The organism is Sphingomonas sp. DC4900, assembly GCF_049896485.1.
GTDB classification, from domain to species: Bacteria; Pseudomonadota; Alphaproteobacteria; order Sphingomonadales; family Sphingomonadaceae; genus Sphingomonas; species Sphingomonas aquatilis.
The window spans coordinates 98,388-110,839 of the sequence record NZ_JAFCUK010000011.1 but is presented as its reverse complement, the minus strand read 5'-3'; the positions used below and the strand labels follow the sequence as shown (position 1 = coordinate 110,839).

The window sequence follows — 12,452 nt, the reverse complement described above, 5'->3', positions numbered from 1 at the left end:
AGAACAATGCGTAAGGTCCTTCCGATCATGGCAGCTGCCATGCTGATCCCGACCGCCGCTTTCGCCCAGACCACGACGGGCGGTTCGACCACCGGCTCCATGGGTGGCCAGACGACGACCACGTCGCCGACCGACCAGAGCACCACCACCACGACGCAAAGCCGTTCGTCCAAGTCGATGAAGCGTGGCCGTAGCGGCACCGCCGGCATGAACGGCAGCACGACCGGCACGACGAATTCGACGACGACCACCACCCCCGCCCCGGGCACGACCGACACGATGGGCGGCATGACCGGCACCGGCACGGGTAGCACCACCGGTACGATGGGCGGCACCGGTACGACCGGTACCATGGGCGGTACGTCGACCACGGGTACGATGGGCGGCACCATGGGTGGCACCACCGGCACCACCACGCCGACCCCGTAATCTACGGCTAACGCCTAAAAAAGGGCCGGGTGGCTTGGCTACCCGGCCCTTTTTCTATGTCGTCAGTCGGCGAAGGGATCGCGGACTAGGATCGTGTCGTCCCGTTCCGGACTGGTCGATACCAGCGCGACCGGGCAGCGGATCAGCTCCTCGACGCGGCGGATATACTTGATCGCCTGTGCCGGCAGGTCTGCCCAGCTGCGCGCGCCGGCGGTCGATTCCTGCCAGCCTTCCATCTCTTCGTAGATTGGCTCGACATTCGCCTGATCCGCGGCATGCGCCGGGAAATAGTCGAGCTCCGCGCCGTTCAGGCGGTATCCGGTGCAGATCTTCACCGTCTCGAACCCATCGAGCACGTCGATCTTGGTCAGCGCGATGCCAGTAATGCCGCCGACCGCGGCCGACTGACGCAGCAGCACGGTATCGATCCAGCCGCAGCGCCGCTTTCGGCCCGTGACGGTGCCGAACTCGTGGCCGCGCTGTCCCAGCCTCTCACCGGTCTCGTCGTCCAGCTCGGTCGGGAACGGCCCCGATCCGACGCGCGTCGTATAGGCCTTGGCGATGCCGAGCACGAAGCCGACCGCGGCCGGCCCCAAGCCCGAACCGCCCGCCGCGGTGCCTGCGATCGTGTTCGACGAGGTGACGAACGGATAGGTGCCATGGTCGACGTCGAGCAGGACGCCCTGCGCGCCTTCGAACAGGATGCGCTTGCCCCGGCCGCGCGCTTCGTTGAGGTCGCGCCACACCGGCTTGGCGAAGGGAAGGACGAAACCCGCGATCGCACGCAGTTCCTCGAGCAGCCCCGCCCGGTCGATCGGCGCCGCGCCGAACCCGGCGCGCAGCGCGTCGTGATGCGCCAGCAGCCGGTCGAGCTGCGGCCCCAGATCGTCAAGGTGCGCCAGATCGCACACGCGGATCGCGCGGCGACCGACCTTGTCCTCGTACGCCGGGCCGATACCGCGGCGCGTGGTGCCGATCTTGCCCGCACCCGAGGCATCCTCGCGCAACCCGTCGAGATCGCGATGCAGCGGCAGGATCAGCGCGCAGGTATCCGCGATGCGCAGCGTCTCCGGCGTCGCAGAGACACCCTGCTCGCCCAGCCGCTCGATCTCGGCCTTGAGCGCCCAGGGGTCGAGCACCACGCCATTGCCGATGACCGACGGCGTGCCGCGCACAATGCCCGAGGGTAGCAGCGACAATTTGTAGACGTTCTCGCCGACGACGAGCGTGTGGCCGGCGTTGTGCCCGCCCTGGAAGCGCACGACCATGTCGGCGCGCTCGGCGAGCCAATCGACGATCTTGCCCTTGCCCTCGTCGCCCCATTGCGCGCCGATGACTGCTACGTTGGCCATGGATACAGGTCTCCGCCTGCCGGCGTGATCCCCTGCGCCCTTCGACAGGACTCGGCGCAACGGATGGTCCTGAAATACGAGCGCGCAGCTACCGGCATGCGTGCGGCGGGTCAACCGGGTAGTTGTAGATCCCCCTCACCCTCCTAGGCTGGCAAAGGGTGAGGGCGAGGACGAAACGATCGTTGGAACTAGAGCGCCCGCGCCGTACCGTCTGCGTACACATGCGTCGCCAGCTGCGCCTCGGGCGTATCGTTCGCCTCCAACGCCGCGACCGTCACCCAGCCCGCCGCGCGCATCGCCGCGCCCGCCTCGGCAGGCGTGCCGAAGGGGAGAAACAACCGCCGCCGCTCGACCGGACCAGCGGTCGCCAGAATCGCGTCGGCGTAGAGCGAGAAGCCAGTGGCTGCTTCTTCCGCACCGCGTTCGTGCATCACCGTATAGGTCCCGCCCCGGCCCACCTCGCGCGGCGCCCCGGCGATGAACAGCGAGAACCCCAGCCACGTCTGATATTCGAAGCCATGCCGCTCGGTCGGATCGAGCGTCAGCGTGACGCCCTCCCCCAGGCCGGCCGCGATCGCGGCAAGGCCATCGAGCCGGCTCGCCAGCACGCCATCACGATCAAAGGCGCGCAGTCGCTCCAGCGCCGACGCGAACGGCCCCGCCGCCTCGACCAGCGGCAGATAGTCCGGCGCCAGTGCCGCCACCGCGCCGGCATCCTTGGCGTCCAGCCGCTCGCGCAACGTATCGATCTTGTCCGCCGCGACCGGGAATGGCCCGGCAGCCAGCGTATCGACCAGGTCGGGCAAGGTGAAATCGATCGACAGGCCGCTCGCCCCCGCCGCGGTCAGCGCCGACACCGCGACCGCCACCACTTCCTGCGCTGCGGGGATCGAATCGAGGCCGATCAGCTCGCAGCCGATCTGCCGCCATTCGCGCGCCGGTGCGAGTTCGGGACTGCGCAGCTTCAGCACCGGCCCGGCATATGACAGGCGCACGGGCCGCGGATGATGCCCCATCCGCGTCGCGGCGATGCGCGCGATCTGCGCGGTCACGTCCGGCCGGATCGCCAGCGTCCGCTGCGACACGGGATCGACGTAGCGCACCGCATCGGTCAGCGCGCCGTCCTTCAACCGCGATCCCAGCGCATCGGCATATTCCACCAACGGCGGATCGGCGCGTTCATAGCCGTAGAGGCGCGCCGCCTCCAAGGCGCGCGCCTCGATCGCCGCGGCGGCATCGGCATGGGGCGGCAGGCGGTCGCGAAAACCTTCGGGAAGCAGGGGAGTCATGATCACGCCGCCCTATCGCCAGCCGCGGGACCGGGCAACGCCGTATCGCGGCGCCGCCCGGCCCATCATCAGAACGCCAGGCCCATTGCGGTCTTGACGCCCGGCAGCGCCTTCACCTTCGCCAGCAGGTCCGCGCTCACCGCTTCGTCGACCGACAGCAGCAGCACCGCCTCACCGCCTGCCGAACGGCGGCCGAGGTGGAAGGTGCCGATGTTGACGCCCGCCTCGCCCAGCGTCGTGCCGAGCCGACCGATGAAGCCCGGCGCGTCCTCGTTGACGACGTAGAGCATCGGGCCGGCGAGATCGGCCTCCACCTTGATGCCGAACAGCTCGACCAGGCGTGGCGCCTGATCGCCAAACAGCGTCCCCGCGACCGAGCGTTCACCGTCCGCGGTCTTCACCGACACGCGCAGCAGCGTGTGGTAATCGCCCTCGCGCTCGGTCCGCACCTCGCGCACCTCGACACCGCGATCGCGGGCGAGCAGCGGCGCGTTGACCATGTTCACCGTGTCGGTCTGGTTGCGCAGGAACCCGGCGAGCACCGCGCTGACGATCGGCTTGGCATTGAGATCCGCCGCCGCGCCTTCGGTATGGACGGAGATGCGGCTGATTGCGCCCGTGGTAAGCTGCCCGACCAGCGACCCCAGCTTTTCGGCAAGCGCCATATAGGGCTTCAGCTTCGGCGCTTCCTCGGCCGACAGGCTCGGCATGTTGAGCGCGTTGGTGACGCCGCCCGACACCAGGAAGTCGGCCATCTGCTCGGCAACCTGGATCGCGACATTGACCTGCGCTTCGGTGGTCGACGCGCCGAGGTGCGGCGTGCTGACGAAGTTCGGTGTGCCGAACAGCGGCGATGCTTTGGCCGGCTCCTCGACGAACACGTCGAGCGCGGCGCCGGCGATATGGCCGGAGTCGAGCCCCGCCTTCAGCGCCGCCTCGTCGATCAGGCCGCCGCGCGCGCAATTGATGATTCGCACGCCCTTCTTGGTCTTGGCAAGATTCTCGGCCGACAGAATGTTGCGCGTCTGATCGGTCAGCGGCGTGTGCAACGTGATGAAATCCGCGCGGGCGAGCAGTTCGTCGAGCGTCACCTTCTCGACGCCCATTTCGATCGCGCGTTCGGGGGTGAGGAACGGATCGAACGCCACGACCTTCATCTTCAGGCCGCGCGCGCGGTCGGCAACGATGCTGCCGATATTGCCCGCACCGATCAGGCCCAGCGTCTTCGCGGTCAGCTCGACGCCCATGAAGCGGTTCTTTTCCCACTTGCCCGCCTGGGTCGAGGCATCCGCCTCGGGCAGCTGGCGCGCGAGGGCGAACATCAGCGCGATGGCGTGCTCGGCGGTGGTGATCGAATTGCCGAACGGCGTGTTCATCACCACGACGCCCTTGGCGCTCGCTGCGGGGATATCGACGTTGTCGACGCCGATGCCGGCGCGACCGACGACCTTCAGGTTGGTCGCGTGCTCGAGGATGTCCTTGGTGACCTTGGTCGAGCTGCGGATGGCGAGGCCGTCATACTGGCCGATGATCGCCTTCAGTTCGTCCGGCGTCTTGCCGGTGATCTCGTCGACCTCGACACCGCGCTCACGAAAGATCTGCGCGGCCTTGGGGTCCATTTTGTCGCTGATGAGGACTTTGGGCATGGGAGTGTCCTTGAATAGATACGCCGTCACCCCGGCCTTGAGCCGGGGTCCCGCTAACTTTCAGCGGGCGGCGGGAAGAATCGGGACCCCGGGTCAAGCCCGGGGTAACGATGAGGATTAAGCCGCAGCCTTGGCGGTCGCGTAAGCCCAGTCGAGCCACGGACCGAGCGCCTCGATATCCGCGGTGTCGACCGTCGCGCCGCACCAGATGCGCAGGCCCGGCGGGGCATCGCGATATCCGGCGACGTCGAAGGCGGCGCCTTCCTTTTCCAGCGCGCCGGCCATCGCCTTGATGAACGCCTCATCGGCGCCCTCAACGGTCAGGCACACGCTGGTCTTCGACCGCGATGCGGGGTCCGCAGCCAGATGGCCGAGCCAGTCACGCGTCTCGACGATACGGTCGAGCGCCGCCGCATTGGCGTCCGATCGCGCGATCAGCCCGCCAGCGCCCAGCGACTTCGCCCATTCGAGGCTCGCGATGCAATCCTCCACCGCCAGCATCGACGGCGTGTTGATCGTCTCGCCCTTGAATATCCCCTCGGTCAGCTTGCCCTTGGACACCAGGCGGAACACCTTGGGCAACGGCCAAGCGGGCGTGTAGCTTTCCAGCCGCTCGACCGCACGGGGGCCGAAGATCAGGACGCCATGACCGCCCTCGCCGCCGAGCACCTTCTGCCAGCTGAACGTCGCGACATCGATCTTCGACCAGTCGATATCATAAGCAAACACGCCGCTGGTCGCGTCGGCGAAGGACAGGCCCTCGCGGGTGTCCGGGATAAAGTCCGCATTCGGCACCCGCACGCCGCTGGTCGTGCCGTTCCAGGTGAACAGCACGTCGTTCGTCCAGTCGATCTGGCCGAGGTCGGGCAGCTGGCCGTAATCCGCACGGATGACGGTGGGGTCGATCTTGAGCTGCTTGACGGCATCCGTCACCCAGCCTTCGCCGAAGCTTTCCCACGCGAGCGCAGTCACGGGTCGCGCGCCCAGCATCGTCCACATCGCCATCTCGAACGCGCCCGTGTCGCTGCCCGGCACGATGCCGATGCGGTGCGTATCGGGCAGGTTCAGCAGCTCGCGCATCAGGTCGATGCAATATTGCAAGCGCTGCTTGCCGATCTTGGAACGGTGCGAACGGCCGAGCGAATCGGTGGCGAGCTTCGACGCATCCCAGCCCGGAGGCTTGGCACAGGGACCGGAGCTGAAGAAGGGGCGCGCCGGCTTGGTGGTCGGCTTGGTCGCACCCGTGACGTCGGGTGCGGTGGCGGTATCCGTCAATGTATCTCTCCTCACAGAGAGCGCGCGCCGCGTTGGGACGGCGTGGCCCGCCGACGGCCCTAGTGGCACGTGCCGGCGCTGGCAACTCAAAAGGCGTGCAAAAGTTCGGATCGACCATTTGCGCGGGCTGCACGATACTAACCTGACAGGGCGAAGGGGGATGAGGCCATGGACATTGCGGCACCGCCGAAGACAGGCGCGAAGGCGACCGTGGCGTGGCTGTGGATATGGCTGGCCTGTCAGGCGGCGGTCGCGGCCTATGCCGTCTTCGCCCTGAACAGCGTGGCGGCCTTCGGCGGCACGCCCTCACCCGACCGTCTTACCCAAGCGGCACCGATCGGCGAGGCGATCGGCTGCGTCGCGATCCTGGTCCATCTCGTCACGATCGTAATGATCCTGCGCTGGGTGTATCGCGCCGCCGTCCGTGCGCACGCGTTGAGTGACCGGATCACGGTGTCGCCGGGCTGGGCGGTCGGGCGATTCTTCCTTCCCGTGCTCAACCTGTGGCGCCCGTTTCGCGGCATCGTCGAAATCTGGCGGACGAGCGTCGATCCGGTCGCGCCCGACACGGTGCCGGTGCCCGCGCTGCTGCGCTGGTGGTGGGGGTTGTGGCTGCTCGCCAATCTGTTCGGACCGATCGGCGGACTGCTGATGGATGAGGCGCACCGTGCGTCGCACCTCGCGGCCGCACGCTGGGCGGACGTGGTGCTGCTCGCGATCGACGTACCGCTCGTCATCCTGCTGGTGCGGATCGTCACGCAGGTTTCGGCGCGACAGGCCGCGCTGCTGACGCAACAGGGCACGACCGCGCGCTGATCCCGGCCATCGGCAGGAAAGCCCCTCGACAGGGCACCCTCGATTGGGGAATGTTCGAATCGGACACATTGCCGATAGGAGCCGTCATGACGACAGACCCTACACGCCCCGCGCGCCGTGCCATCATCCTCGTCTGGCTCTGGCTGGCCAGCGATATCGCCATCGCGCTGGCCAGCCTGTGGCAGATCAACGTCCTCGGCGGGTTCGGTGGCGCGATGCGCGATCATGCCGCCATCGCACTATCCGACGATATCGCGGCGGTGATCGGCGGCGTGTTCATGCTGATGTTTCTCCTCAGCGGTGTCGCCGTCCTGCGCTGGATTTTCCTGGTCAATCGCAACGCGCATCAATGGAGCGAAACCATGACCATTTCGCCCGGCTGGAACGTCGGCTGGTTCTTCGTGCCGATCGCGACGCTGTGGAAGCCGTTCGTCGGCGTGCGCGAGAGCTGGGCGGCGACCGTGTCACCCGACGATCCGCAGGCGGTGACCACGCCCCATTGGATGCGCGCCTGGTGGGGCCTGTGGCTCGCGACCAACGTGTTCGGCCAGGTGACCTTCCGCGCGACGATGGCGGCGAAGGACGTCGCCACCGCGATCGAGGCCAATTGGCTGTATGTGCTCGGCCTCGCCATCGACGTCCCGCTCGCGGTCCTGCTGGTGAAGCTGATGACCGAGCTGTCGTCGCTCCAGCGGCACCGGTTGTCGTAACGCCCCTATCGCCGACCGCGCCGATCGCCGAACGTCCCCGGGCTGGGACTGGGGGGCATGTGCATATTGCGGTAAACAGGGTTTGGACGGCGGCGGCCTTGCTCGCGCTGGCCGGTTGCGGCAGCCGCGAGCGGCCCGCCCCCGCCCCGGCGCGCGCACCCCGCGCGTCGATCGCGACCCCGTCGATTCGCGAGACCGCGCAATGCCTCGCCGACCTGCGCGCCATGAACGTCGCCTATCGCGTGCTGCCGGACAAGGATTACGGCAACGGCTGCGGCCTGTCGGGCGCGGTGCAGCTGGTCGAGATCGGCGTGCCCGTCCCCGGCCTGGGTGCGGTCCGCTGCGGCGAGGCACGCGCCTTTTCGGCCTGGGTGCGCAATGCAGTGGCCCCCGCCGCTTACCAGATCCTGGGCAGCGAACTCGCGAGCGTGCAGAGCATGGGCAGCTATGCCTGCCGCAACGTCGTCGGCACGGCGCACGGCAACCGCCGCTCCGGCCACGCGATCGCCAACGCGATCGACATCGGCGGCGTTACGCTGAAGGACGGGCGGCGCGTCTCGATCCTCAATGACTGGACCTCGCCGGACCCGGCGGTGCAGCGCTTCCTGACGACGATCCACGCCTCGGCCTGCCGGCGGTTCGGCACGGTCCTGTCGCCGGCCTATAACGCCGCGCACCGCAACCATCTGCACTTGGAAGACGATCATGCCGGCCTGTGCCGATAGGCCGTTGAGCGGGCCGAAGCTTTGCTCTACTTCCCTCGGATGACCGATACACGCGTACCCGAGCGGGTCTTCCCCCGCGCCAGCCAGGATGCCGCCTCCGCCCAACAGGCGATCTCGACGCCGCAGACCGAGCACCCCGCCTACAAGCTCGCCTTTCAGGACATGGACTTCCTGCTGCGCGAGGATCTGCGCCCCGTCCGCTTCCAGCTCGAACTGCTGAAGCCCGAGCTGCTGCTGGAAGAGGCAAAGATCGCTTCCACCTTCGTCATGTACGGCTCGGCGCGTATCCCGGAGCCCGCCAAGGCGCAGGCGATGCTGGAACTCGCCACCGACGACACGAGCCGCGCGATCGCGCAGCGGCTGGTCGACAAGAGCCGCTATTACGAGGTCGCGCGCGAACTCGCGCAGATCGCCAGCCGCGTGCCGCGCGACCAGAAGGGGATGCGCCAGTTCGTCGTCTGCTCCGGGGGGGGCCCGTCGATCATGGAAGCGGCCAATCGCGGCGCGACCGATGTCGGCGCCGAATCGATCGGCCTCAACATCGTCCTGCCGCACGAACAGGCGCCCAACCCCTATGTCACGCCGTCGCTGAGCTTCCAGTTCCACTATTTCGCGCTGCGCAAGATGCACTTCCTGCTCCGCGCCCGCGCGCTGGCCGCCTTCCCCGGTGGGTTCGGCACGTTCGATGAACTGTTCGAACTGCTGACGCTGATCCAGACCGGCAAGATCAAGCCGATCCCGGTGCTGCTGTTCGGCCGCGAATTCTGGGAAAAGGTGGTGAACTTCCAGGCGCTGGTCGACGAAGGCGTGGTCAGCCAGCGCGACCTCGGCATCTTCACCTATGTCGAAACCGCCGAAGAGGCGTGGGACGTGGTGCGGGCGTTCTACGAAGAACAGGCGAAGCAGGAGGGCTGAGCGCGGTCGCGCCTGTCAGAGCGGCACGCCATCTGACGGAGTACGCGCTTTCCTCGACCTCTCGCAACGCATCGTCACCCCGGGCTTGACCCGGGGTCCCGCTTTTGACGTCACGTTGAGCCTGCATTGCTGCCGAAGGCGAAGCGGGACCCCGGCTCAAGGCCGGGGTGACGGATGACGGGTGATGGGCAACTGCCGCCGCTGCGGCACGGCACCCCCCGGAACCAGTCCGGGGTGACGGATCGCTTGCGGCGGACTTACCGCCGAAAAATCCGGCTTACTTCCCCGCCTTCGCGCCTTCCTTGGCGGCGTTGGGATCGACGGACGGTGCGCCCGACGCGGGCGTGCCGGTGTTGCCGAGGTTGTTCGCGGCGTCGGTGTTGGTGATCGAATCCTTGGCGGCGTTAGTTGCGGGCTTCTCCGCGCCTTCCTTCGCCGGCGCAGCGCCGGCGGCCGGTGCCGCCGGCAGCGGCAGGTTCGAACCCTGGCTGTTCAGATAGGCGATGACGTTGGCACGATCCTGCGCATTGCCAAGGCCGGCGAAGGTCATCTTCGTGCCCGGCGCGAACTTGCGCGGGCTGGTCAGCCACGCGTTCATCTTGTCGAAGTCCCAATTGCCGCCGACGCCCTTCAGCGCATCGGAGAAGGCGAAGCCGCCCTTGCCCTGGCCGATCGGTTCGCCGAGCGTCGCGTACAGGTTCGGGCCGATGCCGTTCGCCCCGCCCTGGTTGACGGTATGGCAGGCGGCGCACTTCTTGAACACTTCGGCGCCCTTGGCGACGTCGGCGGTCGGCAGCAGCGTCGCGATCGGCACCGCCGCGGCCTCGCCGCCGCCACCGGCTTCCTCGACGCCCTCGATCGCATAGCCCATCTTTTCGGGGCGCTCGCTGTGGAAGGCCATGCCGCCGACGATCGACAGACCGAGCGCGAGCCCGCAGGCTGCCAGCGTCCACCCGGCGATCGTATTGGTGCGGTTATCCATCTGCCTAACGCTGCCCCTGTTTTATACTTTGCGCAGCGAACCCATAGGAAAGCCGCGGGCCGTCCGCAAGCATCGCTTGCCGGTCGCCCCCCACGCCACTAGGCCCGCGGCCCCATGGAGACCTACGCCGCCCCCGCCCGCCCGATCGTCGCCGCGATGACCGCCGCCGCCGCCGCCGAGCCGGAACGCGCCGTCGCCTTTCAGGGCGCGCCGGGTGCGAACAGCCATGTCGCCGTCACCGAAACCTTTCCCGGTGGCCTGCCTTTGCCCTGTTTCAGCTTCGAAGATGCAATCGACGCGGTGCGCGACGGGCGTGCCGATTGTGCGGTGATCCCGATCGAAAACTCGCTGCACGGCCGTGTCGCCGACATGCATTTCCTGCTGCCGGAATCGGGGCTGGTCATCACCGGCGAACATTTCCTGTCGATCCGCCACGCTCTGATGGGACCGGGCACGCGCGACCAGGTGCGCGAGGCGATGAGCCACCCGCAGGCGCTGGGCCAATGCCGTCACTGGCTGAAGGCGCACGGCATCGCGCAGGCCGCCTATCCCGACACCGCCGGCGCCGCGGCCTATGTGGCCGAGCTGGGCGATCCGGCGATCGCGGCGCTCGCCCCGCCGGGCGCGGCGGCGATCTATGGCCTCAACCTGCTGGGCGTCGACATCGCCGATGCCGAGCATAATACGACGCGCTTCGTCGTGCTGGCGCGGGGCGGCAAGCCGCCGGTCGGCGAGGGCCCGTGGATGACCACGTTGATCTTCGAGGTGAAGAATATCCCCGCCGCGCTCTACAAGGCGATGGGCGGCTTCGCGACCAACGGCGTCAACATGACCAAGCTGGAAAGCTATCAGCGCGGCGGCCAGTTCGTGGCGACCGAATTCTTCTGCGATATCGAGGGCAAGCCGGGCGACCCCGCGGTCGACCGCGCGCTGGAGGAACTAGGCTTCCACTCCAAATGGGTTCGCGTGCTCGGCACCTACCGACGGGCGCGTGCGCGGGGCTGATCAGCCCGGATCGCGGTCGACGATGTCATAGTGGATGCGCACCCACGCGCCGATCTGCGGCTTGCCGTTGATCCGCGGCGGGCGGACCTTGAACTGCCACGCCGCCTCGCGCAGCGCGCGGGCCAGCCCCAGGCCGGGGCGCGAGTCGCCGAGTTGGACGCAGTCCTCGACGCGGTAATTGGGTGCGGTCTTGCACGCGATCTCGCCCCACGATCCCGCCGGCAGTTCGCGCGGCATGTACGGGCCGGTCTGCGATGCGCTGGGCCGCACATACCATTCGGCGGCGTAGAGCCGCTGACCGCCGGGGCCGATGCCCGCCGACGCGCTCGTCTCGCCCGCGTCGCCGTCACCCTGTCCGTCCGCCGCGGCCAGCTGCTTGCCGGCGCTGCCGCCCGATCGGGTCGAGGGCATCTTGCCGACGTCGGACGCGCGGAAATCGTTGCGGCTGAGCACCAGATAGCCGGGGAATGGCGTCTCGACCGGGGGCGGCACCGGCGTGTCGTCGGCGGGCGTCCGGGGCGCAGCGGGCGGTTCGGGCGCGGTGCGGCGGCTTGGTTGGGCCGCGCGCGCAGGCGCCTTGGCGCTCTTCGTCGCGGTCGACTGATTATCCCCAATCGGCAGCATGTTGACGGTGAGCGAACGGCCCGGCTCCTTCTGCACGTCGAACACGGGCGCCAGATGGATCAGCAGCCACACTAGCAGCAGGTGCGCAGCGATCGTCAGCGCCAGCGACAGCGCTCGACGACGGTCCGACGATGGCTGATAGGACCGCATCGAAGGCCGCGCCTAGCGCGCGGCGATGACGGCCGCAATGGGCCGGCCGCTCGCCAAACGAAAAGGCCTCAGCGCGCCGGCAGACGCGCGATGGCGATACCGCCGGCCAGCACGGCCGCATCCTCGACGAAGCCGGTCACGGTCTGTCCCCAGCGCCGCATGCCATAGCGCCGCAGCGCGAGACCCGCATAGGCCGCGGCCACCGCGGTCGTGGCGGCGACGAGCGCGCTCGTCATGCGCCGCCGCTCCGCAAGCGCTGCCCCCGCAAATCCGGCGCTCATCGCGCGGGCGATCAGGCCCGGCGGGATGGTGCGATCGGGGGCGGTCGCCATCTTGTCCCCCGCCATCTCCGCCGCCGCCAGCGCAACCGCGCCGCCGGCGCCGACCGGATGCGCCAACAGGCGAGCGCCCGGCGCCCCGGCCGACAGCGTCCCCTGCCGTGCCGCACCCGCGACCACCGCCAGCGGCGTCATGCCGCGCTGGCCCGCGACTAGGCCGATCAGGAAAGAGCGTAGCATGAAGGACATCCCATAA

General features: G+C 68.4%; 13 protein-coding genes. 6 read left to right on the top strand and 7 right to left on the bottom strand.

The window, feature by feature from the left end; translation table 11 throughout:
- Positions 1–6 precede the first annotated feature (6 nt).
- On the top strand, positions 7–429 hold the full coding sequence (locus ACP690_RS13145) for a hypothetical protein (RefSeq protein ID WP_043061211.1): 423 nt from the start codon (positions 7–9) through the stop codon (positions 427–429).
- 62 nt (positions 430–491) lie between these two features.
- Here ACP690_RS13145 and ACP690_RS13140 read toward each other — a convergent pair whose 3' ends face one another.
- The 4 genes from ACP690_RS13140 to ACP690_RS13125 all read right to left on the bottom strand — a co-directional run bounded on the left by ACP690_RS13140 (position 492) and on the right by ACP690_RS13125 (position 5,991).
- Positions 492–1,781 carry an adenylosuccinate synthase gene (locus ACP690_RS13140; protein WP_426261384.1) on the bottom strand — a complete coding sequence of 430 codons (1,290 nt, stop codon included), beginning with the start codon at positions 1,779–1,781 and terminating at the stop codon, positions 492–494.
- 188 nt (positions 1,782–1,969) lie between these two features.
- Complete coding sequence (locus ACP690_RS13135; protein WP_426255076.1) at positions 1,970–3,070, bottom strand: ATP phosphoribosyltransferase regulatory subunit; 1,101 nt, start codon at positions 3,068–3,070, stop codon at positions 1,970–1,972.
- A gap of 68 nt (positions 3,071–3,138) precedes the next feature.
- On the bottom strand, positions 3,139–4,716 hold the full coding sequence (gene serA, locus ACP690_RS13130) for a phosphoglycerate dehydrogenase (RefSeq protein ID WP_017979913.1): 1,578 nt from the start codon (positions 4,714–4,716) through the stop codon (positions 3,139–3,141).
- 117 nt (positions 4,717–4,833) lie between these two features.
- Positions 4,834–5,991, bottom strand: coding sequence for a phosphoserine transaminase (locus ACP690_RS13125; protein WP_426261383.1), 1,158 nt, complete (start codon positions 5,989–5,991; stop codon positions 4,834–4,836).
- Positions 5,992–6,159: 168 nt separating this feature from the next.
- Here ACP690_RS13125 and ACP690_RS13120 point away from each other — a divergent pair, with 168 nt between their 5' ends.
- The 4 genes from ACP690_RS13120 to ACP690_RS13105 all read left to right on the top strand — a co-directional run bounded on the left by ACP690_RS13120 (position 6,160) and on the right by ACP690_RS13105 (position 9,157).
- Positions 6,160–6,807: a DUF4328 domain-containing protein gene (locus ACP690_RS13120; protein ID WP_426261382.1), complete on the top strand. Its 648-nt coding sequence runs from the start codon at positions 6,160–6,162 to the stop codon at positions 6,805–6,807.
- 86 nt (positions 6,808–6,893) lie between these two features.
- Positions 6,894–7,517, top strand: a complete 624-nt coding sequence (locus tag ACP690_RS13115) for a DUF4328 domain-containing protein (RefSeq protein ID WP_426261381.1) — start codon at positions 6,894–6,896, stop codon at positions 7,515–7,517.
- A gap of 98 nt (positions 7,518–7,615) precedes the next feature.
- Positions 7,616–8,242 carry an extensin family protein gene (locus ACP690_RS13110; protein WP_017979918.1) on the top strand — a complete coding sequence of 209 codons (627 nt, stop codon included), beginning with the start codon at positions 7,616–7,618 and terminating at the stop codon, positions 8,240–8,242.
- Positions 8,243–8,281: 39 nt separating this feature from the next.
- Positions 8,282–9,157 carry a TIGR00730 family Rossman fold protein gene (locus ACP690_RS13105; protein ID WP_017979919.1) on the top strand — a complete coding sequence of 292 codons (876 nt, stop codon included), beginning with the start codon at positions 8,282–8,284 and terminating at the stop codon, positions 9,155–9,157.
- 277 nt (positions 9,158–9,434) lie between these two features.
- Here ACP690_RS13105 and ACP690_RS13100 read toward each other — a convergent pair whose 3' ends face one another.
- Positions 9,435–10,139: a c-type cytochrome gene (locus ACP690_RS13100; protein WP_017979920.1), complete on the bottom strand. Its 705-nt coding sequence runs from the start codon at positions 10,137–10,139 to the stop codon at positions 9,435–9,437.
- 114 nt (positions 10,140–10,253) lie between these two features.
- Between ACP690_RS13100 and ACP690_RS13095 the strand changes: the two genes are divergently transcribed.
- Positions 10,254–11,144, top strand: a complete 891-nt coding sequence (locus ACP690_RS13095) for a prephenate dehydratase (RefSeq protein WP_043061204.1) — start codon at positions 10,254–10,256, stop codon at positions 11,142–11,144.
- On the opposite strand, the gene ACP690_RS13090 is transcribed toward ACP690_RS13095, so the two are convergent.
- Together ACP690_RS13090 and ACP690_RS13085 are read right to left on the bottom strand one after the other, a co-directional pair.
- On the bottom strand, positions 11,145–11,918 hold the full coding sequence (locus ACP690_RS13090) for a hypothetical protein (RefSeq protein ID WP_426261380.1): 774 nt from the start codon (positions 11,916–11,918) through the stop codon (positions 11,145–11,147).
- A 68-nt stretch (positions 11,919–11,986) separates the two neighbouring features.
- Positions 11,987–12,436, bottom strand: a complete 450-nt coding sequence (locus tag ACP690_RS13085) for a DUF4126 domain-containing protein (RefSeq protein WP_426261379.1) — start codon at positions 12,434–12,436, stop codon at positions 11,987–11,989.
- Between the last annotated feature and the right edge of the window lie 16 nt (positions 12,437–12,452).